Here is a 22,281-nt window from a genome sequence, read left to right as displayed (position 1 = left end):
TCGGCATGACTGATCTAGCCATCTCTGCACATTCCCATCAGCACACGCATGAGGACGTGAGTTGTTATCATTGCGGTTTAGAAGTCCCCGCACACAGCAATTATCATCTGGACGTAAACGGTAAGCAGGAGCCGATGTGTTGCCTCGGTTGTCTGGCGGCTGCCGACTTTATTCAGCAAAATGGTATGGGTGATTTCTATCAGTATCGTGGTGGACAGTTGCCGGAAGCGGCTGTGTCTGACCAATACGGTGATAGCAATAGCTGGCAATATTACGATCAGCCGGAAGTGCGTTCGCAGTATCAAAAAGAACAAGATGGCGAAGCCTGTGCGCGTATTTATGTGCAAGGCATGTATTGCAGTAGTTGCTCATGGTTAATTGATAGTTCCTTGTCCAAACTACCGGGAGTAGAGCGTGTGCAACTCAACCCGGACACTCATCAGGTACAGCTATATTGGCAACCGGAGCAGAGTGCACTGAGTGATATTTTAAGCACGATTGCCCGATTGGGGTATCAACCCCGCCCCCTTAATGACAGTGAAACCGGAGTCGATAAGCGTGAGTTTGAAAACCGTCAGTCTTTAAAGCGTCTGGCTGTGGCTGGCTTTGGCATGATGCAGGTAATGACCTATGCCATTGGTGTCTATTTAGGTGATTATCAGGGGATGGATGAAGGTATTCGCCAGTTTTTAAATCTGGTGAGTATGCTCGTGGCTACGGCTGTAGTGTTTTACGCGGGTTCTCCCTTTTTCAAACATGCTTGGTTTGACCTTAAAAATCGTCATCTCGGTATGGATGTGCCGGTGGCATTGGCGATTGGGGGGGCTTATGCTGCGAGTGTCTGGCAGCTCTTAATTCAACGCAATGTGGCTGCTGAGGTGTACTTTGACTCTGCCGTCATGTTTGTATTCTTCCTGTCCTTGGGGCGCTTTTTGGAAATGCGGGCACGTTATAGCGCCGCTTCCAGTGCGGATGCGTTGAGGCAATTACTGCCTCCGCTGGTGACAGTTTGGCGCAATGGTGAAACCTTAGTGATCAGTCCTCAGCAGCTTGGGAAAGGTGATGAAGTAGATGTGCTAGCAGGGGAGACGATTCCTTGTGATGGTAGGGTATTAAGTGGCGAAGCGCAGTTAGATGAGTCACTATTGACTGGTGAGGCACGTCCTGTTTCATATGCTCAGGATGACTTGGTGACCGGTGGCACAAAGTTACAATCCGGTAGCTTACGTTTAGTGGTCACCCAAGCATGGGAGCAGTCTGCGGTTGCTTCAATCAAACAATTATTAGATCGCGCCCAATCACATCGTCCGGAGCGGGTACGCTTTGCCGATCAGATGGCTCGCTATTTTGTCACCGTGCTATTAGTGATAGCGGTAGCGGTTGGTGTGTTTTGGTATATCGTCGCGCCGGACCGGGTGTTTAGTATTGTCTTATCAGTACTGATTGCCAGTTGTCCCTGTGCATTTTCATTAGCTACGCCCGCCGTGTTGACTGTTGTCAGTCACTTTTTAAGTCGTCATGGTGTACTGCTTAGTAATGCAGATTCTTGCGAAGCATTGATGACCGTTGATCATTGGTGTTTTGATAAAACGGGTACCTTGAGTACTGCCGAGCTGGTGATTGAGTATGTGGATCTGTTTGATCATCCTAACAAGGTATCCACAGGTCTGTCAGTTGATCAATGCCTGCAAATTTTGTCTGCGATTGAGCAACATTCTGATCATGTATTGGCCAGTGCATTGACCCGTCCGACGGAGTTAAGTGCGACGGATGTTCAGTCCGTTCATGGATCTGGCGTCTATGGTGTGGTGCAAGGAACGCAATATTTTGCCGGAAATGCGACTTGGATCGCCAAGGCATGCGAGATAAGCGACATGCCAGTATTGCAGGATGAACACAGTGTTGTGGTATTAGCGGTTCACGGCAAAGTACTGGCGGCGGTGTATTTGTCGGACAGAGTCCGAAGAGATGCCAACGATGTGCTGACAGCACTTAAACAGACTCCTGATAATGATCAGAAGCAAGTAACACAAATCAGTTTGATTAGTGGAGACCGGCAAGCGGTGGTATCTCGTTTCGCGCAAACTTTACCAATTGATACGGCTCTGGGGGATTTATTACCTGCTGACAAGGTGGCTTATCTACAAGAGCTACAAGCCGCAGGTCATCAGGTAGCGATGGTTGGAGATGGTGTGAATGATGCTCCGGTACTTGGGCAGGCCAATGTGAGTGTTGCAATGGCAAGTGGTAGCCAGCTTAGCCAAAGCCAGGCAGACATAATTTTATTGGGTGGGCGCTTAAAAGGTCTTAATATTGCCCAACAGATTGCAAAGCGCGGACAGCAAGTGATTCGTCAAAACCTTAGCTGGGCGGTCATGTATAATTTGACGGTATTACCTCTAGCGGCCAGTGGTTTATTAGCGCCCTGGATGGCAGCAATTGGCATGTCACTTAGCTCCTTAGCGGTGGTTTTAAACGCACGCAGAATCAACCGAATAACGCTGGAAGACTAAGGTATCTTACTGAGATTATTATGAATATTATCTACTTGTTAATCCCGCTGAGCTTGGTACTGGTTGTGTTTGCGATTGGTGCATTTTTCTGGGCAGTCAGGTCAGGTCAGTTTGATGATTTACATACCCCTGCACTGAAAGTATTGGATGATGATAAAATTCAAAACGAATCAGATAAGCAAACGATACCCACTAAATAGACTCAGCTAAGGCATCATCATGGGATTTGTATCAGCGATATTATTAGGTCTGTTGGCTAGTTTGCACTGCGCAGGGATGTGTGGTGGTTTACAAGCCGCTCTAAACAGACCACAAGCATTGCGCAAACCAATCGAAAACCAACTCCACTTGCTGTACATGAACCTCGGCAGAGTAACGTTATACACCATGGCCGGTGCTATATTCGGTTTTATTGGCGCCGAAGTTGGTACGGTGCTTAACTTGCCCGACTGGTCAGTATGGCTGCGTCGCATCGCTGCGATCATGATTATCGTGATTGGTTTTCAGCTGTTATTTCGCATTGAAAAGCCATTCGGCTTTCTGGAAAAATTTGGCTATAAGCTCTGGGAAGCAATTAAACCCTATTTGAAATTAGGCGCACCCGCGACATACACACAATCATTCCGACAAGGGTTGGTGTGGGGCTTTTTACCCTGTGGCTTGGTGTATTCAGTATTGTCCGTGGCCAGTGTCAGTGGGTCTGCCTGGGGGGGGGCGCTGACGATGTTGGGCTTTGGTGTCGGCACATTGCCCGCGATGTTACTCACCGGGCATGTCTTTTGGGGATTTAAAAATATCTTACAGAAGCGGGCTGTGCAGCAAAGCGGTGGGGTATTTTTTATCCTGATTGGGTCTTTAATCTTTCTTGCACCACAACTTGCTAGTCACGAAGCAATTCAGCAACACCCTTTATTCTATAACCTTGCCCGCTGCATCTTGTAATTCGCATACTCTAAAGCACCGCTCTTATAACACACATGGTGAACGCTTTTCGTTTTAAGCTTGTTTGTGTAGTCGTGTCAGGTTGACGCTTTGAGCAGGAGCTTCACAACCAGTCAATGCTAACAATACATCGGGTTTGAGAATCTTCACTTCACGGTGTTTAATCTGCAATACACCTTTATCCTGAAAGCGTTTTAATAAACGGCTTACTGTTTCTGCGGCCATACCTAAGTGATTCGCAATGTCCTGACGGGTCATAGCGAGTACTAACTCAGTACCAGAATAGCCACGCACTTCATAGCGAGTCGCAAGATTATGGATAAAAGAAGAAAGTTTTTGCTCAGCAGTTAGCTCGCCGTGCATGGCATTTGAGGTATTAATTTCTTTGCTGAGTAAGCTCATTAGTTGTCGCTGCAGCGCAGGGATGTGTGCAGATAGCTCGGTCAACTGGTCGTAGTCCATCTGACACAGTACGGAGCTGGTGAGTGCAACCGTACTACTTGTATATTCTTCCGGGTAAATCGCATCTAAACCAATTAATTCACCGGGCAAGTGAAAGCCGATAATGGTTTCATGACCATCCGGACTAAGTTTAATGGATTTATACATACCAGATTTGACGGCATATATTTTATGAAATGAGTCGCCTTGATGAAGCACAACATCACCATCGTGTTGCACCTGAGAGTTTTGAACGAGTTGTTCTAGCTTTTCAAGGTCTTGTTTACTAACGCCTAATGGTAGGCAAATTTCACTAAGTGAACAGTGGCTGCAAGAATGCGCCTGTTTTTTCGAGTCTGCCATATGCAAGTGTAGTATTAGCTGGATTCATGACAGATTAAACCCCTGAATACCGACTGACAAGTGATTAATACACTTATCAATCGATGGTCAGTACTTGCTGTAGACTAATCATGCAGCGTGCGCAGAGTCGACATCCTTACGACCGTGAACAACTGCTTCACGAATTTCACCGCGAGAGATACCCAGATCTGCAAGGTCTCTGTCGTTATACGCTTCAAGTTCTTTAATAGCAGCGCTAATTTCGTTAGAGTCTGTAGAAGCAGTTTGAGCAGCTAACTCAGTATCCACTTTCCAAGGCCAAGCCTGTACACCCTGACTCATTAATGCACGTGAAAAACCCAGATCTTCCAATGTACGGTCACTTAAGCCTTCTAAGTGTGCAAGCGTTTTAGCACGACCAGCCATTTCAAGTGCGTTAAAGATTGAGCTTGTTAGTTTTTTAAATGTAGACATTTTATTTACTCCGTCTGTGTTTAAGTGTGTTTTCATGGTTGCAATAATAAGGTTTTTGCCGCACCGCACAAGAGACAAGATTTTCGCCTACAGTTTAGATAAACTAATCCGAATTAAGTGAACCCAGAATTTCCCTCAGGCTTGCTGCGCTGGCGTTGCCTTGTTGCTGAGACAAGGGGACGGCAATCTTAGCTAATTGCCGATAGACGGTTGCATAGTCCGGATTCCAGTCTTCCATTGCAGCTAATTGCTTCGTCACTACACTGTGGTCACCACGACTGATAGGGCCGGTTAGCGCAGTGACAGTGCCTAAGTTAAAAATGTTCTCAACCGTTCCTGTGACAATGGGTTGTAAGATTGCGAGAGCCTGTTGACGCTCAATACCCGCTTGTTCAAAAGCTTGAATACTTAACTCTTCCAGAGCGACAAGGTAGTTGCAGGCGATCACACTAGCAGCGTGATACAACGTTTTATGCTCAGCAAGGATTGGCAGTAGCTTCGCGCCTGTTTCTGTAAATAAGGGGCTTAGGGTCGCCAGAGCAGCTTCATCACCCTCGACACCACAATAGGTTCCTGAGAAGCTTTGTGCTGCCAGTGTAATATCGGCAAAGCTTTTGATCGGATGGATGCTGGCAATCAGCGCGCCTTGCGATTGGCAGGCATGCAGCAGCTGAGAGGATTGCGCACCACTGCAATGAAATACACTATTTCCTGGCTGTATCAGCTGGCTGTCCGCCAGTGTTTGACTGCACGACTCAATCGCATCATCGCCACACGCCAGCATGTAGATATCAGCAGCTTGCATATCCTGTATCGATGAAATAGCGCGCCCCGCACCGATTTGTTTAACCGCTTGCGCTGCGCTGTCGGCGGAGCGGGTTAATACATCGCCTATGGTGAGTAGGTGCTGCTGTTGCCATAAGGAGCCTAGTGTTTGGCCAAGCTGGCCGCAGCCAATAAAATTAATACGTAACATAGAAGCGATACCCCAAACGAAAAATCGGCAGATGCAAAAGCGTCTGCCGATTTTAGACTGATTAGTAAGGTTTACCAATCATTGAAAGTCAGGTTGCTGGCTTGAGTACCGGTGCTGGTTTGCCAGTCAACATCTTGTTATTCAAACGAAGCAAGACGCTGATAGTTTTGTATTGCAGGTATACCACCGGCACTAACAAGATAAAGTAGGGTGCTGAGAACATGCTCACGATGCCTGTTGCAACGAGTCCTTTGTGCAAGAAGAAGAACGCCATTACTGTTCCGGCGACACCAGGGCAAATCAGTGCGTATGAAACCGCATGCTTATCATCACCATGGATAAAGCGTTTGAAGTATTCAGTATCTTTCATCACACGGTAACCCAGCAGACCAAACATCACTTGAATGCTACCCAGTATGGAGAACAGTACTAATGCGCCCGGTGCTGAGGTTGGCATATCAAAATTGTGGTGTAGTCCCATAATGATGCGATAGAAACCAATGCCCAGTACGGTAATGATTGGAATCACAATCCATAGTGAAACTGCAGCATCACGATCCACACCATTTTCCAGCATAGAGCGGAAACCAAGCACCAGTGAAATCAAGGCCAACAATACAGCGATGGTGAAAAACAGAATCGCAAAGATAATACCGATACCCGAAGTCACAACAGTGTGGCTCATCGCACCACCAGCAGAGAAACCAACTCCAACCATAGCGAAGGCGAAAACTGCCAGCATTTGACTCAGGCTATTGTTTTTACTGCAGTCAAAACCACCTGAAGTCAGGATACGGCCAAAGAAATCACCGAAAATTCTTAAGGCATAAACACCAATAGCAGCAAAGGCCAGCAGTGCCAGTGGGAACATGTACTCAACAATGGTCCACAAGCCCGGCACAAACAGTGCGCCAAGAATAAAAGCAACATTCACCGACATCGCGTATGTCAATGGAATAGCCATTAACTGAACTTCACCATTGCCTTTGAGCAGTGTTTGAAAGCTGTCAGTTTGTTTGAATTGCTTGTATTCACTGATGTTCCAGGCAAGTAAACGGTAGTGCAAGGTGGCAAAGATAATGATGCCGACCAGTGCGGCAACCACCATTAGCATTTGCACCACATTACCACTTTGAAATACCTCAAGCAGCGAGCCAAAAGTTGGTACTGGAGTGTCTTTATGTGGCGTCATAAACATGAGATACATGAAGAATGATACCGTCAATCCACCTGCACCTAATGAGGCGAGGAAGTACATTGGGGAGAACTTTTCTCCCATATTTTTGGTGATAGTGAACATAGTTAAGTCCTCTGAGAGTTATTTCTGAGAACTATATTAGCAATTGCTTATATAAAAAATGATATTTATCAATTTGTATCTATATTAGAGGTTAATAATAAGCCAATTTAGCTTTTCAGATTAGGTCAGTCAGAGCGGTTTTAACAAGACGGACGGTAATATTGTGCTTGATTTATAGCAACTTTCTTAATGTTAACGGTGATTCAGTTAAAAATCTTTCATTAAAATGAATGCTACCTGAATGACATTCAGAAAACTCTATGCTAAAGTAAATAAAAACAAGCCCCGAGAGAAGCAAATAACAAGCAAAAGATTCCTCCTCAAAAACTGCATTCCTAGCCCGGATTTGTAGTTAATAAAAGCGCAGCGGCCTTAGCCCGGGCTACTGCGAAAGTGATTCAACCAAGTCAGATCGACCCCAAGTCTGATTTGTTTCACTTCCTAAGCCACTGTATATCTGCAGTGGCTTTTTTATGTCTATTACTTTTGATTTAGTGCTGAGTATTGCTTATTTTATTTTTGGGAATATAATCCCAAAAATGCAAAAAATTCTACATTCTATCATTTTTCATATTCTTCGGCCTTTGGTTCGGATACTGCATCAGCGAGGGGTTTCTTTCGGTGAGTTCAGCCAGATTGCGCGTCAGGTCTATGTTGAAACTGCTGAAGCGGCTTTGTTGCAGGCAGGTGAAAAAGCCACCACATCACGTATTGCTATTACCACAGGGCTGACACGTAAGGATGTTGCACAACTTCGTCAGAGTGAAGCGGACAGTGACCTGACCGCGACTAAATATAACCGGAGTGTGCGAGTCATTAGTGGCTGGTTAAGTGATGTGGAGTTTCAAGATGCTCAGGGTGACCCTGCAGTGCTGTCATTACAAGGACAAGAAAAAAGCTTTGAGGCTTTAGTGAGTCGTTACAGTGGTGATATGCCATACCGTGCCATGTTGAAGGAGCTGGAACACAGTGGGCTGGTGCAGTTGAGTGATAAAGATGAGTTAAGTCTATTGAGTGATGCCTATATCCCTAAGCAGGATGAGGCAGAAAAGCTCGCTATTTTGGGGAGTGATGTGAGTTTGTTAATTAATACCATCGACCATAATTTGCAGCAGAGTGGTCAACAGCCTTATTTCCAGCGAAAAGTGAGCTATGACAATCTCCCTGAGCATGCTGTCGAGACGTTTAAATCAATGGTGAATCAAGACTCAATGGAGCTTTTGCTGAAATTTAATAAATGGTTGGCGAAGCATGATAAGGACTCAAACCCTGCCAGCAAAGGAAGTGGAAAAATAAGGGCTGGTGTCGGTATTTACTATTTCGAACAGTCACTGGAAGCAGATAACGATCAAAGCATTAAGGATTCAAAGCATGCATCTTAAACAGATATTACTGAGTGCGGTTACTTGTCTAATGTTGTCATCCTGCGGTGGTGGCTCAGGCGGTATGTTGCTGTCAGAAGGCGGCATTGGCGGGACGGGAATTTCCGTAGGATCGATTACCGGGTTTGGCAGCATTTGGGTTAATGGAGTGCGTTATGACGTGAGTCAGGCGAGCTTTGTACGTGATGGTGCTGCAGCGAGTGGTCAGGATGATTACTTGATTGGCGAAGTGGTGACGATTACCGGTGTGATTAACGCAGATGGTGTTTCCGGTGTCGCGGAAACCGTTGAGTTCGATGATGCCTTAGAAGGCACAGTGACTAATATCAGTACCGATAACAGTCGTATTGAAGTATTGGGGAGCGTAGTTCAGACCGATGCATCAACGCTGCTCTACGGCTTTGGTCAGCTTAGCGACTTGCAGCTAGGAAATGTGCTGGAAATATCAGGAACTCAGGATGCACTGGGTGTGATTCAGGCCAGTAGCATTGTGTTAAAGCAGCAGGTGTTTACCGCTAGTGAATCCAAGCTGGAAGTGAAAGGTGTGATTAGTGACGTTGATTTGAGTGCCATGACATTTAGCTTAGGGAGTTTGTTAATCGATTACTCTGTTGCTGATGTTGAGCTGTCAAACAACACACCAGTGAATGGTCTGTATGTGGAAGTAGAAAGCGAATTAGCACCTGAGGGAAATCTCATTCTGGCATCGGAGGTGGAGTCTGCTGATGAGTATGCTGAGTTTGAGTCAGGTCAGGAGGTTGAGCTGGAAGGCTATGTCACATCATATACATCTTCACTGCAGTTCAGTGTGAGTGGCCAGCCTGTGATGACTGATGCTTCTACAGAGGTTGAAAATGGTTTGCTGGCGGATATCCGCTTGAATAGCTTTATTGAGGTTGAGGGTTACATCAATGAGCAAGGTGTATTGATCGCTGATGAGGTTTCTATCAAGCGGAGTGGTGGTGAATCAGAGGATGAAGAAGAGGAGGACTACGAAGAAGAGATTGATGACTAAAAACTAGGTGATAGCCCGGTATTGCAGTACCGGGCTATCGAAATACCTACCCGTAAGGGTAAGCACTTTGAACAATGGAGCTTTTATGAAATTTTATACAACTATCCCTCTGCTTTTGGCAGTAGGGGTATTCGTCACTGCCTGCGGCGGAGGCACAAGCAGCAGCCCAAGCGCAGATGATAGCAGTTCAGCCGCGGTGGATACCAGAGGAGAAACTGATCAGGAGACATCACCATCTGGCACAACCATTCCTGATGGGGCACGTTTGCTGGCATCACAATGTTTTCAATGTCACGGGACTGATGGCTATTCCAGAACTGGCATTGATAGCCTGAGTGGTGAAAGTGGAGCCGAGCTAGTGGACGAAATGCTGGAGATGGTTTACGAGACGGATGATGACCTGATGCACTATCAGGCAAGAGGCTATTCAGAGGAGCAAGTTAGAGCGATTGCGGCTTATATTGCCAGTCTTTCAGGGTATAGCGGCGGCGAAGATGATTATGAAGACGGTGAATATGAAGAGGATGAGTTAGAAGAGGATGAGTTAGAAGAGGATGAGTTAGAAGAGGATGAGTTAGAAGAGGATGAGTTAGAAGAGGATGAAAGTGATGACTAAGAAAAATGATTATTTTTTCACTTCCCCTTTTTCATACAACTTTATTCGGAGGGCTTCAGCATGAGCCAATCTAATCATTCTTCGCGACGTAACTTTCTAAAGGCACTAGGTTTAGGGGCAGGTTTTGCGACAGCACCTAGTGTTATCCGTGCAGCAACTACCCGGCCGCACGTCATAGTGGTTGGCGGTGGTTTTGCTGGAGCCACGGCTGCCAAATACCTTCGCCATTGGTCAACAAGTGTAGACGTTACACTGATCGAGCCGAATGCAAATTATTACTCACCGATATTAAGCAATTTGGTACTAAACGGGCAGCGGAACTTAAGTCAGCTGAGCTTTAATTACGCTACCTTGGCGCAGCAATATGGAATTTCTGTGGTTCAGGATCGGGTAAATACAATCGATAGCGCGAACCATACTGTCACCTTGGCAGGGGGTAATACACTGGCTTACGACCGCTTGATTCTGGCCCCGGGTATTGACTTTATGACGGTACCAGGACTGGATAGTGACCTGATTCCTCATGCATGGCAATCTGGTCCGCAGATTCAACAATTACAACAGCAACTTGCGGCGATGCCAGCGGGTGGCACTTTTGTAATGACGATTCCAAAAGCACCCTATCGCTGTCCTCCCGGGCCTTATGAGCGTGCCTGTGTGGTGGCAGACTACCTGAAGCGCCATAACCCAACTGCAAAGCTCATTGTGTTGGATGCGAACGCTGGCATTATTGTTGAGCAGGAGACATTTAACCATGCCTTCACGGTGACATATGCAGGGATTGTTGAGTATTTGCCGGACTCAGAGTTACAGGCGGTTGATTCGGTACAACGTATTGCGACTACTAACTATGGAGAATACGCAGCGGATGTATTGAACGTCATTCCGCCACATCAGGCGGGATCATTAATTCATCAGGCGGGTTTAGCTAATGATGCAAGCGGACGCTGGGCAGTGATAAATCCGCTTAGTTATGAATCAACAGCCGCTGCTGATATCCATGTAATTGGAGACTCTCAAGCGACCGGACAACCCAAAGCAGGTCATATCGCAAATGCGGAAGCAAAGGTTTGTGCTGATGCGATATTGAGATTATTAGCTGGTGGGCAGCCTTATGCTGCACCAATGACAAACTCCGCCTGCTATAGCCCAATTAGCGCTGATACTGCTTCATGGTTAACAGCTGTGTTTGCTTATAACTCCGCGAGTGGTGCTATGGAGTTAGTGCCACAGTCATTGGGTGCTTCACAAGGCGCTAGCCGGTCAAACTACAATAAAATGTTTGATTGGGCCGATAGTTTATTTGGAGATACTTTTGCTTAGCAATTTTGTTACTCTCTAATGCTAGTTGCTCTGGTTTATTTTTAACCAGAGCAACTGGGTCTTTCTAAAAAACAGCTGTATTTCAAGGATGGATGCTGTAATGAACTTTCGCCTTAATGAACTCTTTTTTATCGCTCTCCTGACCATGATTGCGATTATGAATATTACCGATTTTATTGGAGATTACCGTGAGCAGTCACCTGTTTGGCATTTGGCTCAGGAGGCTTTTCTCGTGGTGGCATCAATCGGCGGTATTGGTTATTTGCTATGGGAAGTTTCAATGCGCCGTCGTGAAATGGAGCAGGTAAAGCAGCAACTCCAGCAGGCGAATAGTCGCTTATCCGAATCTAATGAAAAATTAAAAAGCGCCAATCAGCAATATCGTGAGGTGATTGATCAGCAGCTTACTGACTGGTCGTTGACACCCAGTGAGCGCGAGGTGGGTTTGTTATTGCTTAAGGGGCTAAGCTTTGAAGAAATTGCAGGTGTACGTGAAACAAAAGAGAAAACAGTCAGGCAGCAGGCTACTGCGATTTATCGAAAGTCGGGCTTGAATGGCCGTCATGAGTTTGCAGCGTGGTTCTTTGAGGATTTTTTGCAATAGCTTTACTACACTTGACTGGTATCAAGCAGATACTTAGTTGGCGTGTTTTAAGATTTCGCCAGTTTTTTGAATCGGTGGTTTGGTTTAGTGGAGTTGGCCTGAAGCTAATAAAGACCACCACCACTGTGGGGAAGTCGAAAAGCTAAATCGAGCGCTTTCCGCTAATCATCGTGCGAATTAATGGGATACCGGTAAAACGCCCCATAACAATGATTGCAGCCACATGAATGACCACTAAGACCATCGTCACATTAGCACTGACTTCGTGAATTTCCTCAACAATACCAGAGCCCCAGAACATATCCCAGTTCAGCATCCAGCCACTCATAGAAACAACGGCCAGCATTGTCATAAGCGCAATGACCATCGCACCACCCAGCGGATTGTGGCCCTCACTATGATCAAAATGACCACGTTGCAAGTCTGTTAAATGCTTCTTAACCCGGGTAGGGGTCGGGAAGAAGCTACTAAAACGTGCATTATGCGGGCCGATAAATCCCCAGATGATTCTAAGTACCAGCAATCCACCGAGAAAATAACCCACCCATTCATGCGGCGGGTCACCTTCCTCAAGCACCCAGAAATCCAGCAGAAAAGCAGCGGCAACCGACCAATGAAACAGGCGGACGAAACGATCCCAAATAGTGATTTCGTGAGTGCCAGGCATGATTAGTCCTCGATTTTTTGCTTAACGATATCGCCAGTGATTGGGTGGAAATAGATCTCAGTTTTTACACGCTCCTCCACGTTATCTTCTGACTTTGGCGCTGTACCGTAAATTTCGTAGCAGTTGCCGCTAGTGACCTTGAATTTATACATAGTAAAGCCGTAGTCATTCACGATTTTCTTTTGCATATCCATCTCGCTCATCCAAGTGTCTTGTGGCTCTTCAGTACAGTCTGGTCCAGCAAATGCAGATGTGGCTGTGAAAGTAGATGCAACTAATAGCCCTGAAATGATTGTCTTACGCATGATGTGTTCCTTATGTTGTTAAATGATCCGCCGTCATTGGCGTGATCAAATAATGGCGGTTGGTCGTTGTATCGGATAGCCGAGGAATGATGTATGCAGATTAGGCAAATGTACCTGTGTGAGAGATGCCGGATGATGAAATAACCGTCATAAGACATATGTCTTATGTTAAAGATATATCTATAAGTTACTGATATGTGTGAATTATTTATTTTGTATGATTGCTTAAGTGGAATCAGGTCGTTACTTGCTAACCTATCAAGGAAGTGGGACTTTTTTGGTGAAGGGGGGAGGCGGGTGAATATTGAGAACGGCAACCTCAAATTCTCAGGCTGCCATCTGGTGAGTGTTGTTTACATAAGCGTTAGCGATTAGTTAATCCCCAATAACTCCACATCAAACAATAATGTCGCATTCGGAGGAATTTTACTGCCGGCCCCACGCGTGCCATAACCCATGTCTGAAGGAATAATCAGCGTACGCTTACCACCCACTTGCATACCAGCAACCCCATTATCCCAACCTTTAATAACTCGGCCAGCGCCTAAGGGAAACTCAAATGGCTGACCCCGATCAACTGAGCTATCGAACTTCGTACCGCGCTTATCAGCTGCATTGTTATCGTACAACCAACCCGTGTAATGAACGGATACGGTTTGGCCTGCCTGAGCCATTGGCCCTTGACCGACTCGGGTATCAATTTTCTGGAAACCAGCAATGCTTGTCATGGCTTTTGGCGCGACAGACGCAGACTCCGAACTGCTATTGTTACTGCCGCAAGCCGCTAAGATTAGTGTGGTGGATGCGATGGCTGTTATGGTAAGGATATTTTTATAATTCATGAATCGCCCTTTATAGTTTTAGTAAATTAATTCAACATTATGCCTCGCTCATGAGGAAGGGAACAAGTGAAATGAAAACAATAGGCATGCTCGGCGGAATGAGTTGGGAGAGCACCGTTGGCTACTACCAGCAAATTAACCAAGGCGTGAAACAGTCCTTGGGCGGTTTGCACTCTGCCAAAATAGCCATGGTCAGTGTCGATTTCGATGAAATTGAAAAGCTACAACATGCCGGTGATTGGGATGCAACGGGGGTGATACTTGCTGAAGCAGCGCAACGTGTGGAAGCCGCTGGTGCTGACTGTGTATTGATTTGTACCAACACCATGCACAAAGTGGCTCCGCAGATTGAGCAGGCTATCAATATTCCGGTATTGCATATTGCCGATGGTACTGCCGAGGAATTATTGGTGGCAGGGGTGAGCACGGTTGGCTTATTGGGCACTGGCTTTACTATGGAGCAGGATTTCTACAAAGGCCGTCTCCGTGATAAATATGGTCTAAATGTGCTTATCCCGAATGAATCGGACTGTAAAATTGTGCATGATGTGATTTATCAAGAGCTTTGTCTTGGTGATGTGAAGCCTGAGTCGGCAGCAGAGTATTTAAGAATAATAGACGCATTAGCAGCGCAGGGTGCAGAGGCAGTGATTCTGGGTTGTACTGAAATTGGTATGCTGATTCAACAGAAAGATACCGATATTAAACTCTTTGATACCACACTGATTCATGCACAAAAAGCGGTTGAGTGGGCGCTTCGTGACTAAGACTCAGTACATTTGATAGGGCCTATGCGTCGTTTTATGACTTGGTTATATCTGAGCGTTAGACTGCGCTTGTTACAATTTGAAACATAAGTAAATCCACGTAAGTTTTGTCTCGTATCGGACGAATTGGCGATATGATTTAGTTTTTAAACTCTAACCCAGGTTCCTCCCATGTCTTTTATCAAGTCTGTACTTGGCTCACGCTATTTTCTCTGGGCGATACTAGCGCTCCCTTCCTTTGGTTTCGCGATGGGCTTGGCAAATGAGACTATGTCGGTTCACCAACTATTACATCCGACAGGTGAGTTCTCGGCGCGCTTTATGATTATTGCCATGGCGGCAACGCCGTTGAGATTAATGTTTAACGGCAAAAAGTGGACGATGTGGTTGGTGCGTAATCGTCGTTACTTTGGTGTTGCTGCATTCTTTTACGCGCTATTTCACACCATACTGTATGTCATTGACAGTGGCACCGTTCAGGTCATGCTGGATGAGGCGTTGAAGCTCGGTATCTGGACCGGATGGTTAGCATTCTTTATCTTTATACCACTGGCAGTCACTTCAAATGATGCTTCAGTAAAGGCAATGCGTCAGAAGTGGAAGCCGCTGCAGCGTTGGGTTTACCCTGCTGCGGTTTTAACACTACTGCACTGGATATTTGTTGAGAATAATGTTGGCCCGGCGATGGTGCACATCGTAATTCTGGGCGGGCTGGAAGCTTATCGTGTATGGCATCAGCAGTTCCGTAAGACTAAACCCGTCACCACTTAAGTCAGAATTTTCATCGACTGCCGGCAAATAGAGAGCCGGCGGCCATTGCTTCATCAAATATCACCCTCCCTTATCAATAGCACTGAGCTCGGGTTCAAGCTGTTGTCGCACTGCGTCTTTAATCTTATCTCTCCCTATGCTCGAAACCCCGATACTTATAGATTCTATTTGACTGAGATTTAATGGTAAAGTAGCCGAAAAAATTAAGCCGATAGCTTGAGTCATACTTTATTCAGGGATTTTTATGAAAATATTACCCGCGCTCATCTTCATGTTGGGTCTGTTGATCAGTGCTAAGGCGGTAGCCATTGAGTTTACCGAAGAAGAGAAAGAATACATCGCCTCAAATCCCAAAGTCACCGTGGCAATGATGCCGGACTTTACTCCTTTCTCTTATTCTATCGAAAATAGTCCTGTCGGCTTTGAGCATGATTTGCTCAACCTTATCTCTGAAAAGACAGGCTTATATTTTGAAAAAAGCTTTTCAAACTGGACAACCAACTACAACGCTTTTAAGAATAAAGAGCGGGATGTTATCACCAGTATTTCTTATAAAAAGTTCAGAGAGCCATTCACCACCTTCACAAGTGCCTATTACGAAATCCCTATTATGATATTCGTAAGGGATGATTTTGGTGAATACTTAGGCATAAATAGCCTTGAAAACAAAAGGGTCGGAGTGCTAAAAGACGTTTTTTATCTGGCAGAGCTTGAAGCAATGAACACGATGGAATTGGTTTATTATGACACCTATGAGGAGCTAACCAAGGACTTAGTGTTTGGTAAAGTGGATGCTCTACTACAGAACCTGACCAATATAAACCACCTGATCAAGAAGCACTCTTATAATAATATCCGACTTGCGAGTGAGCTCAGCTTAAAAAATACAAAAAAAGAGGATTTACGCCTTGGTGTTCAGCCCGAAAAGCCATTGCTCAGCAGCATTCTTCAAAAAGGCTTGGATAGTATTACAAAAAAAGAAAAAGCCTCATTAGTGAATAAATGGATTGGCTCGATTAAGGAATATGCAGGAGGGCACATCGAGCTAAGCCATCATGAAATCGCCTACCTTGATCAAAATACCATTAAGTATTGTATCAACCCATCTGGCCTGCCTTTTGAGGGATTGAACGAACAAGGTGAGCATGTCGGTATGAGTGCGGATTACTATGACTTGTTTGAAAAAATGCTGTCAGCCAAGTTTGAACTCGTTAAAACCCGTAGCTGGAGTGAGTCAATCAATGCCATCCGTGAAGAAAAGTGTGACATGCTGGCTTTGGGAATGGAAACACATGACAGAAAAGAGTACCTAAATTTCACGAGCCATTATTTAGAAGTGCCCTTGGTGGTCGCAACAAGAGTGGATGTCCCCTTTATTAATAATATATTGGATTTAGAGGGACAGAAGGTCGGCATAATCCGGGGGGATGCGTTTGTCGATATACTCAGGCTTAAATATCCCTCACTCACCTTGGTAGAGGTAGATGATATCAATCAAGGCCTGGATAGCGTGAAGAATGAAGCGTTGTTTGCCTATATCGATACACTGGCGAGTATCGGCTACGAATTCCAAAGTGAGTACTTCGGCGAGCTAAAAATAGCAGGAAAGATAGACGAAGATTTAAAGCTGTCAATGGCCGTGGTGAAGCAAGATACCGTTTTACTGGATATCTTACAAAACACGATTAATAACCTGAGCAATGAAACACACAGAGAGATTCTTCACAAATGGGTGCCTGTAAAATATGAAACTGAGGTTGATTATACGCTCATCTGGAAAGTACTGATTGCAACGCTTTTGCTAGTAGCACTTATTTTTTACTGGAACACCATGGTGGTAAAAATCAGAGCAAAGGCTAAGGATGACTTTTTGGCGGTCATGAGCCATGAGCTACGGACACCCATGAATGCTATTTCAGGCTTAAATGCATTGCTTAAACTTAGCCCACTTGATCCTACACAAAAGTCTTATGTTGAGAAACTCGAGGCCTCATCTGGCTACATGATGCAGCTAATCAACAACCTGTTGGATTTTGCTAAAGTCAAAAATGATAGCTTTGAGCTGGAGCAACAGAGTTTCCGTTTGGATATCGCTTTGCACTCCGTAAAAAGTATATTGATGCAAAAAGCTGACGATAGAGGCATTGCCTTGACGGTAATGAGTGAGGGACTGGAGTCGATTGCTATTATTGGTGACCGTGGGCATCTCTCACAAGTGTTGATCAACCTGATCAATAATGCGATTAAATACACCGAAGAGGGTGAGGTCAGTTTAGTGGTCACTCAACTACCAGAATCAACAGAGAATACGGTTCGAATTGCCTTTAGTGTCACAGACACTGGTATTGGTATCGCAGAGGCCGATCTTAAGAGTCTGTTTGACCCCTACCAACGTGTGATTAATTCAGCGTCAAATACGAGTGAAGGAGTCGGCTTGGGGCTGGCAATTAGTAAAAGTCTGGTCGAGTTGATGGGAGGACAATTACACGTCGAAAGCAGGCTTGGCCAAGGCAGTCGGTTTTATTTTGATATTACGTTTGAGCTCGCTGATGATCATATGGTTTCTCAGGCAATCATTGCTGACGGTTTGGATGACTTTACCTTACCCGCAGGTATTCAAATTCTCTTGACTGATGATGCGCCATTAAATCGTTATGTTGGCGGGGAAATGATTAAAAATATGGGTGGAAGCGTTTCACTGGCTTCAACCGGAGAAGGGGCGATTGTCCAGTTGCAACAAAAAAGTTTTGATGTGGTTTTGATGGATATTAGTTTGCCTGAAATGGACGGCTTTGAGGTGAGTCAGTGGATTAGAAATCATAGCTTAAACCCCAATGTGCCCATAATTGCACTCACGGCTCACAATCTGACGCACATAAAGCAACATTGTGAAGCAGCAGAAATGAATGGCTTTCTGGCTAAACCATTTGAGTATCAGGATTTATACCGAGCGATTTATGGGGTATTAAACGAGCAGTAAACATGCGACAACATTGTGCTGAATCAGTCTGGCTTGTTGTTCAAATATGACTCCAGACTATCCACTAATTGTTGGCACTGACTTGCCACTAGCTCTCTAAAGTCTGAGGATTCAACGGCTGTGCTGTCAGCAGACTCGATAAGGTCCAGGTTGTGAACAAGACTATCGACAGAAAGCAGGCTAATCGTTGATTTTAAGCGGTGTGCCTGCTTGGATGCATCTGCCCATTGCTGATTGATGAGTGAGTGTTGAAGTGAGGCATGTGCCAGCTTTAGTTCGGGAACAGCTTGTTGAACAAATTTAAATACCTGTGCAGGAGTGAGCAACGCACTGAGCTTTTCTATCGGGTCGTATCCCGTGTTTACGGTAGGAGTGGGGTTCATTGATCTATTAGTAAGTGTTGTTTCTTGGCGATCTGTACGGCATCTACTCTGTTTTTTGCGCCGAGTGCCTTAAACAAGTCATAGACGTGGCGCTTCACGGTGCTCTCACTGATACTCAACAACAAGCTTATTTGTTTGTTGCTATTACCATCAGCAATCAGCATGAGTATCTCCTTCTGTCGTCTGGTTAGTTTTAGGTCAGCCGTTTTGATTGATTCAGGGGGTGGCGAGATTTTCCAGTCCCGGTAATGTCCGCCATTGAGAACGCTGGATAATGCTCTTTTGACTTCAGAGGCTCCGGATGTTTTGCGGATATAGCCCTTCACGCCCAGTTTAAATGCCTGATTGATATGCGACTGATTATTGGAAGCTGACACAATACAAACAGGTACATTAGACGCGTGGGACATAAACGTAGACAGTTCTTGTTGCCAAGGTTTGTTTCCCGGCATGAATAAGTCCAGTAATGCGATATCGAATGATTGTTTCTGTATCAGAGACAGTGCTTCATTCCAGTTATCGGCCGGGTAGATTTCTGCATCGATAGTCGTGGCACTGATAATCATAGAAAATCCATCTCTAAACAGCGTGTGGTCGTCTGCGAGCAGTATTTTCATAGGTTTATGGGGCTTCAGTATCGGTTTTTAGTTTGCATAAGTAGCTTTTTGTAAGTCGGTATCAAGTCATTTATGGCTAGTTATGTATTTTAGACCGACTTTAACTTAGTTGGTCACTTTTTAGCATTACATAATTGTATCTTACAGACAATTATTTCTTTTCAGGTCTGCACAAGCAGGCCGAGCGCTCAACGAACCAATATCCTGTTTAAATCCATGCATTAAGACTCGCCTGGAATGATGAAGTAGTCCTGAGCTGGATTGTGTTGCATTAAAAAAATACAAAAATCTACATCTTAAGGTGTATTCAATGTTTACTTAATAATCAATGTGTTTTTTATTTATACATAAAATGTTCTGTTGTTATGATAATGTCTTCGTCATTAATGTAGAACTTTGTTTCAGCACTTCATATTTGGGCAAATTGAATGAAACAATGGTTATGAAGTAATTTGACTTATCTGGCGTAGCACTTCAGGTAGTCAGATTGTCAAGGGGGCTTAACAAATGAACAATGATGCGCATGGAATTTTAGTATCTGCGGTTGCAAATCACGGAGAAAAAATAGCGACTATGAATGCTTACTGCCAAGTCTATCTGGCAGGGTATATGGTTGATTATCCCCATGAGAAGCAATTACTAACGTCACTAAGACAATCAGCGTTGCCAGATGCTTTGATTGCTCATCGAGGCGCTGAAGTTGATGAGTCAGATGTTTACACATGTATCAACGACATTGTTTCAAGACAGCCAGAAAGTGAGCCTGACCTCGCTTGGGGCGTTGATGCCTGGGCGGCTGCATTATCACTATCCGAAGTCATGCGTCGAAATATTCGACAGCACTGTTTTCCAGAGCTTCCACCAAAACTTAATACAGATTCAGAGCCGGTTACACGACTCATGCGAGAAACACGTCAGAACGGCAGAGAAGCCGCTAACGACCAATTAACCACTGTGAGTCCGAAACAAAAAAACAGTCCCCTAATGCTGCGTACTGCGATGGTGCTGGTGACGTTATCAACAATTCACTTTGCGGTTGGGTCAATAGCTTTTGATAAAAAAGATTCAGCGATCGTAACCCCGCTGGATTTACCTGAAGCGGTGTCGCTGAGTGTTTTGCCTGAGACTAATAAGCCAACCAACACTGCGTTAACAAAGTCTATTAAGACGGAACCAGAAGTAGCCGTCCTTGCCGAGCTCAAAGCCGAACGCACTCAGCGCCTGAACGCCGATATTGAAGCGTTTTTAACGCAAGCAAATTGAGTCATCAACCGGCTTTCTTACAAAACTCCTTTAAAAGAGAATGAATTATGAAGCGAATATTATCACTTATTCTATTGCTGTCCTTTTCGTTGAATACATCGGCAAACCCTCCTATTGGGATGCCAACAGGTACTTCAGGTGGGACTTATTACTCCATGGGAACAGATATCGCTAGCCTTGCCGCTGAGAAAGGTGTGGATATCAATATCACAAAATCGTCAGGTTCTTTGGAGAATCTTCGACGTATGGCGGGTACTGAAAATGCAGGTATCTCAATCGTACAGTCGGACGTTATTGATTTTTTATCAAAGAATCCGAGTAGGGTTAACAGAAAAGTGCTTCGCAACCTGAGGTTGGTCCTTCCTCTCTATGATGAGGAGGTTCATCTGTTGGCACGCAAGAATATTGGATCAATCAATGAACTGGAAAATAAGCGGGTCGTTGTTGGTGAGCTCGGTAGTGGCACACATATTACATCCAACAATATACTGAATATACTCGATATCAATGTTAAGCAAATTTATGACCTGACACCTAAGGAGGCTTACGAATCACTGATTCTTGGTAAAGTCGATGCGGTGTTTTTTGTTGGCGGAAAGCCAGTCAGTTATATCAACGGCTTATTGGAAATGAAGTCGAATGAAAAGTTAAGTAAGTATATGGATGAGATTCATCTGGTGCCAATTGATGATGACCGATTGAACCAGACTTATGCGACAGCAAGCTTTTTACCTCAGGACTATGTCACAAAAGATCGTCGTCATCAGTTAACCCGGGTCACAGTGCCAACTATTGCAGTAAAAGCACTTTTGGTGAGTCATGATTTTGGTAAAGACAATTCTTATTATTACCGAATGCGTTGTGAGCAAGTTAATCAAATTAGTAATGTCATCAGGGATAATTTAATGCTACTGGCATCTGGTGGCCTTGGTGAAGGCAATTACCATCCGAAGTGGTCCATGGTGGATTTAGATCAGCCTGTTGATCTGGAAAAAAGTAGCTGCGCCACAGACACCAGCGATGTTGATGAACTAGAGTTGATTAATTGTTACTTGCAGAAAGGGACGGGGTGTAGTTAACAAAAAAGTCTGGTTGAGGTCAGTGTAACAACCCTTTTTCATTGGCCATTTGGGTGGCCTCAACCCTGTTTTTTGCGCCCAACTTTTTAAACGCATTGCTAATATGGCGTTTAACGGTCGCTTCTGCCACATCAAGGTGACGGGCAATTTCTTTATTACTTAACCCCAGTGCCATCAGGGACAGAATTTCTTGCTCTCTATGTGTGATTACGGTCTTTTTGTTATCTCTTTGGGGAGATCTAAAAAAGCCTCTGCGGGAATGACTCGCTTCTTCAGGGAAAAAGTCTCTTCCGGATAGCAGTGTCCCCATCGCCTTTTTTAAATCATTGGGGGATGTGGAGTCAGCTAACACGCCATTGAACCCTGCTCTGAGATACTCATCTGGAGTTGTCCGGCTTTTCTTAGCATTAAACAGGCAGACTTTCGCCCCGGGCATTAAGTGATGTAAGCGCTTAGGTTTAATCAGTTTGGATAGCTGGGAGTCTATAAGTATGACATGCCAGCTGTTTGTTGATGGGCCGTTAATGGTTCTAATAATATCTTTTGCGGAATCTGCCAGCACAATGTCGGCGTTTGCAAAAGATGCTTTAATCATCATGCTTACCCCTTCCCCGAGTAAACGACTTTCGTTAGCTATCATGATATTCATTTGGCTCTCTCTCCAGACCTGTTTCTTGTT

General features: G+C 44.9%; 23 protein-coding genes. 13 read left to right on the top strand and 10 right to left on the bottom strand.

All coding sequences use genetic code 11. The features are described 5' to 3' along the window. The first annotated feature begins 5 nt into the window (after positions 1–5). Genes DKW60_RS12355 through DKW60_RS12345 form a run of 3 tightly spaced genes read left to right on the top strand, consistent with a single transcriptional unit; the run spans position 6 to position 3,455 of the window. The gene (locus tag DKW60_RS12355; protein WP_109837960.1) at positions 6–2,513 is read left to right on the top strand and encodes a heavy metal translocating P-type ATPase; all 2,508 of its coding nucleotides are present in this window, start codon (positions 6–8) and stop codon (positions 2,511–2,513) included. 20 nt (positions 2,514–2,533) lie between these two features. Beyond that, entirely contained in the window at positions 2,534–2,713 is a 180-nt protein-coding gene (gene ccoS / locus DKW60_RS12350; protein ID WP_109837959.1) for a cbb3-type cytochrome oxidase assembly protein CcoS, read from the top strand. A 19-nt stretch (positions 2,714–2,732) separates the two neighbouring features. Then, positions 2,733–3,455, top strand: a complete 723-nt coding sequence (locus tag DKW60_RS12345) for a sulfite exporter TauE/SafE family protein (RefSeq protein ID WP_109837958.1) — start codon at positions 2,733–2,735, stop codon at positions 3,453–3,455. A 54-nt stretch (positions 3,456–3,509) separates the two neighbouring features. Here DKW60_RS12345 and DKW60_RS12340 read toward each other — a convergent pair whose 3' ends face one another. The 4 genes from DKW60_RS12340 to DKW60_RS12325 form a co-directional block, all read right to left on the bottom strand. Next, positions 3,510–4,259 (bottom strand): cyclic nucleotide-binding domain-containing protein, encoded by a 750-nt coding sequence (locus DKW60_RS12340; RefSeq protein WP_109837957.1) that lies wholly within the window; start codon positions 4,257–4,259, stop codon positions 3,510–3,512. A 108-nt stretch (positions 4,260–4,367) separates the two neighbouring features. After that, on the bottom strand, positions 4,368–4,712 hold the full coding sequence (locus DKW60_RS12335) for a DUF1127 domain-containing protein (protein ID WP_181389683.1): 345 nt from the start codon (positions 4,710–4,712) through the stop codon (positions 4,368–4,370). 103 nt (positions 4,713–4,815) lie between these two features. Continuing rightward, on the bottom strand, positions 4,816–5,688 hold the full coding sequence (locus DKW60_RS12330) for a Rossmann-like and DUF2520 domain-containing protein (RefSeq protein ID WP_109837955.1): 873 nt from the start codon (positions 5,686–5,688) through the stop codon (positions 4,816–4,818). Positions 5,689–5,776: 88 nt separating this feature from the next. After that, positions 5,777–6,988, bottom strand: a complete 1,212-nt coding sequence (locus DKW60_RS12325) for a TsoY family (seleno)protein (protein ID WP_109837954.1) — start codon at positions 6,986–6,988, stop codon at positions 5,777–5,779. Between the two features lie 539 nt (positions 6,989–7,527). Here DKW60_RS12325 and DKW60_RS12320 point away from each other — a divergent pair. The 5 genes from DKW60_RS12320 (at position 7,528) to DKW60_RS12300 (ending at position 11,928) form a co-directional block, all read left to right on the top strand. Beyond that, complete coding sequence (locus tag DKW60_RS12320; RefSeq protein ID WP_109838053.1) at positions 7,528–8,370, top strand: DUF6502 family protein; 843 nt, start codon at positions 7,528–7,530, stop codon at positions 8,368–8,370. Beyond that, a complete protein-coding gene (locus tag DKW60_RS12315) occupies positions 8,360–9,385 on the top strand; it encodes a DUF5666 domain-containing protein (protein ID WP_109837953.1) in 1,026 nt (341 codons plus the stop codon). Before DKW60_RS12320 ends, DKW60_RS12315 begins: the two co-directional genes overlap by 11 nt. Before the next feature lie 85 nt (positions 9,386–9,470). Continuing rightward, entirely contained in the window at positions 9,471–10,001 is a 531-nt protein-coding gene (locus tag DKW60_RS12310; RefSeq protein WP_181389682.1) for a c-type cytochrome, read from the top strand. A 60-nt stretch (positions 10,002–10,061) separates the two neighbouring features. After that, positions 10,062–11,324 carry an FAD-dependent oxidoreductase gene (locus DKW60_RS12305; RefSeq protein WP_109837952.1) on the top strand — a complete coding sequence of 421 codons (1,263 nt, stop codon included), beginning with the start codon at positions 10,062–10,064 and terminating at the stop codon, positions 11,322–11,324. Positions 11,325–11,424: 100 nt separating this feature from the next. Beyond that, positions 11,425–11,928: a helix-turn-helix transcriptional regulator gene (locus DKW60_RS12300; RefSeq protein ID WP_109837951.1), complete on the top strand. Its 504-nt coding sequence runs from the start codon at positions 11,425–11,427 to the stop codon at positions 11,926–11,928. A 142-nt stretch (positions 11,929–12,070) separates the two neighbouring features. Here the strand turns inward: DKW60_RS12300 and DKW60_RS12295 are convergent, their stop codons facing one another. The 3 genes from DKW60_RS12295 to DKW60_RS12285 all read right to left on the bottom strand — a co-directional run bounded on the left by DKW60_RS12295 (position 12,071) and on the right by DKW60_RS12285 (position 13,742). Continuing rightward, positions 12,071–12,595, bottom strand: coding sequence for a cytochrome b/b6 domain-containing protein (locus DKW60_RS12295; protein ID WP_109837950.1), 525 nt, complete (start codon positions 12,593–12,595; stop codon positions 12,071–12,073). A 2-nt stretch (positions 12,596–12,597) separates the two neighbouring features. Then, the gene (locus tag DKW60_RS12290; protein WP_109837949.1) at positions 12,598–12,900 is read right to left on the bottom strand and encodes a PepSY domain-containing protein; all 303 of its coding nucleotides are present in this window, start codon (positions 12,898–12,900) and stop codon (positions 12,598–12,600) included. 371 nt (positions 12,901–13,271) lie between these two features. Then, the gene (locus DKW60_RS12285) at positions 13,272–13,742 is read right to left on the bottom strand and encodes an FKBP-type peptidyl-prolyl cis-trans isomerase (RefSeq protein ID WP_109837948.1); all 471 of its coding nucleotides are present in this window, start codon (positions 13,740–13,742) and stop codon (positions 13,272–13,274) included. 71 nt (positions 13,743–13,813) lie between these two features. On the opposite strand from DKW60_RS12285, the gene DKW60_RS12280 reads away from it, so the two are divergent. From DKW60_RS12280 to DKW60_RS12270, 3 genes are all read left to right on the top strand, one after another. Continuing rightward, the gene (locus DKW60_RS12280) at positions 13,814–14,509 is read left to right on the top strand and encodes an aspartate/glutamate racemase family protein (RefSeq protein ID WP_109837947.1); all 696 of its coding nucleotides are present in this window, start codon (positions 13,814–13,816) and stop codon (positions 14,507–14,509) included. Positions 14,510–14,680: 171 nt separating this feature from the next. Next, entirely contained in the window at positions 14,681–15,280 is a 600-nt protein-coding gene (locus DKW60_RS12275) for a protein-methionine-sulfoxide reductase heme-binding subunit MsrQ (RefSeq protein ID WP_109837946.1), read from the top strand. Positions 15,281–15,524: 244 nt separating this feature from the next. Next, entirely contained in the window at positions 15,525–18,260 is a 2,736-nt protein-coding gene (locus DKW60_RS12270; protein WP_109837945.1) for a transporter substrate-binding domain-containing protein, read from the top strand. A gap of 23 nt (positions 18,261–18,283) precedes the next feature. Here DKW60_RS12270 and DKW60_RS12265 read toward each other — a convergent pair whose 3' ends face one another. Beyond that, on the bottom strand, positions 18,284–18,643 hold the full coding sequence (locus tag DKW60_RS12265; protein ID WP_109837944.1) for a hypothetical protein: 360 nt from the start codon (positions 18,641–18,643) through the stop codon (positions 18,284–18,286). Then, positions 18,640–19,260, bottom strand: a complete 621-nt coding sequence (locus DKW60_RS12260; RefSeq protein WP_109837943.1) for a response regulator transcription factor — start codon at positions 19,258–19,260, stop codon at positions 18,640–18,642. Before DKW60_RS12260 ends, DKW60_RS12265 begins: the two co-directional genes overlap by 4 nt. Positions 19,261–19,767: 507 nt before the next feature. Between DKW60_RS12260 and DKW60_RS12255 the strand changes: the two genes are divergently transcribed. Further along, a complete protein-coding gene (locus DKW60_RS12255; RefSeq protein WP_109837942.1) occupies positions 19,768–20,523 on the top strand; it encodes a hypothetical protein in 756 nt (251 codons plus the stop codon). A gap of 47 nt (positions 20,524–20,570) precedes the next feature. After that, positions 20,571–21,602, top strand: coding sequence for a TAXI family TRAP transporter solute-binding subunit (locus tag DKW60_RS12250; protein ID WP_109837941.1), 1,032 nt, complete (start codon positions 20,571–20,573; stop codon positions 21,600–21,602). A 19-nt stretch (positions 21,603–21,621) separates the two neighbouring features. On the opposite strand, the gene DKW60_RS12245 is transcribed toward DKW60_RS12250, so the two are convergent. Continuing rightward, positions 21,622–22,251 carry a helix-turn-helix transcriptional regulator gene (locus DKW60_RS12245; RefSeq protein ID WP_181389681.1) on the bottom strand — a complete coding sequence of 210 codons (630 nt, stop codon included), beginning with the start codon at positions 22,249–22,251 and terminating at the stop codon, positions 21,622–21,624. Positions 22,252–22,281 lie beyond the last annotated feature (30 nt).

This window comes from Leucothrix pacifica (genome assembly GCF_003172875.1).
In the GTDB taxonomy this organism is placed as follows: domain Bacteria; phylum Pseudomonadota; class Gammaproteobacteria; order Thiotrichales; family Thiotrichaceae; genus Leucothrix; species Leucothrix pacifica.
This window is presented reverse-complemented; position numbering and strand designations above follow the sequence as displayed.

Excerpts from the sequence above, each read along its gene's own strand:
- DKW60_RS12355 (WP_109837960.1), top strand. The coding sequence starts at position 6 with ATGACTGATCTAGCCATCTCTGCACATTCCCATCAGCACACGCATGAG.
- ccoS (WP_109837959.1), top strand. The coding sequence starts at position 2,534 with ATGAATATTATCTACTTGTTAATCCCGCTGAGCTTGGTACTGGTTGTG.
- DKW60_RS12345 (WP_109837958.1), top strand. The coding sequence starts at position 2,733 with ATGGGATTTGTATCAGCGATATTATTAGGTCTGTTGGCTAGTTTGCAC.
- DKW60_RS12340 (WP_109837957.1), bottom strand. The coding sequence starts at position 4,259 with ATGGCAGACTCGAAAAAACAGGCGCATTCTTGCAGCCACTGTTCACTT.
- DKW60_RS12335 (WP_181389683.1), bottom strand. The coding sequence starts at position 4,712 with ATGTCTACATTTAAAAAACTAACAAGCTCAATCTTTAACGCACTTGAA.
- DKW60_RS12330 (WP_109837955.1), bottom strand. The coding sequence starts at position 5,688 with ATGTTACGTATTAATTTTATTGGCTGCGGCCAGCTTGGCCAAACACTA.
- DKW60_RS12325 (WP_109837954.1), bottom strand. The coding sequence starts at position 6,988 with ATGTTCACTATCACCAAAAATATGGGAGAAAAGTTCTCCCCAATGTAC.
- DKW60_RS12320 (WP_109838053.1), top strand. The coding sequence starts at position 7,528 with ATGCAAAAAATTCTACATTCTATCATTTTTCATATTCTTCGGCCTTTG.
- DKW60_RS12315 (WP_109837953.1), top strand. The coding sequence starts at position 8,360 with ATGCATCTTAAACAGATATTACTGAGTGCGGTTACTTGTCTAATGTTG.
- DKW60_RS12310 (WP_181389682.1), top strand. The coding sequence starts at position 9,471 with ATGAAATTTTATACAACTATCCCTCTGCTTTTGGCAGTAGGGGTATTC.
- DKW60_RS12305 (WP_109837952.1), top strand. The coding sequence starts at position 10,062 with ATGAGCCAATCTAATCATTCTTCGCGACGTAACTTTCTAAAGGCACTA.
- DKW60_RS12300 (WP_109837951.1), top strand. The coding sequence starts at position 11,425 with ATGAACTTTCGCCTTAATGAACTCTTTTTTATCGCTCTCCTGACCATG.
- DKW60_RS12295 (WP_109837950.1), bottom strand. The coding sequence starts at position 12,595 with ATGCCTGGCACTCACGAAATCACTATTTGGGATCGTTTCGTCCGCCTG.
- DKW60_RS12290 (WP_109837949.1), bottom strand. The coding sequence starts at position 12,900 with ATGCGTAAGACAATCATTTCAGGGCTATTAGTTGCATCTACTTTCACA.
- DKW60_RS12285 (WP_109837948.1), bottom strand. The coding sequence starts at position 13,742 with ATGAATTATAAAAATATCCTTACCATAACAGCCATCGCATCCACCACA.
- DKW60_RS12280 (WP_109837947.1), top strand. The coding sequence starts at position 13,814 with ATGAAAACAATAGGCATGCTCGGCGGAATGAGTTGGGAGAGCACCGTT.
- DKW60_RS12275 (WP_109837946.1), top strand. The coding sequence starts at position 14,681 with ATGTCTTTTATCAAGTCTGTACTTGGCTCACGCTATTTTCTCTGGGCG.
- DKW60_RS12270 (WP_109837945.1), top strand. The coding sequence starts at position 15,525 with ATGAAAATATTACCCGCGCTCATCTTCATGTTGGGTCTGTTGATCAGT.
- DKW60_RS12265 (WP_109837944.1), bottom strand. The coding sequence starts at position 18,643 with ATGAACCCCACTCCTACCGTAAACACGGGATACGACCCGATAGAAAAG.
- DKW60_RS12260 (WP_109837943.1), bottom strand. The coding sequence starts at position 19,260 with ATGAAAATACTGCTCGCAGACGACCACACGCTGTTTAGAGATGGATTT.
- DKW60_RS12255 (WP_109837942.1), top strand. The coding sequence starts at position 19,768 with ATGAACAATGATGCGCATGGAATTTTAGTATCTGCGGTTGCAAATCAC.
- DKW60_RS12250 (WP_109837941.1), top strand. The coding sequence starts at position 20,571 with ATGAAGCGAATATTATCACTTATTCTATTGCTGTCCTTTTCGTTGAAT.
- DKW60_RS12245 (WP_181389681.1), bottom strand. The coding sequence starts at position 22,251 with ATGAATATCATGATAGCTAACGAAAGTCGTTTACTCGGGGAAGGGGTA.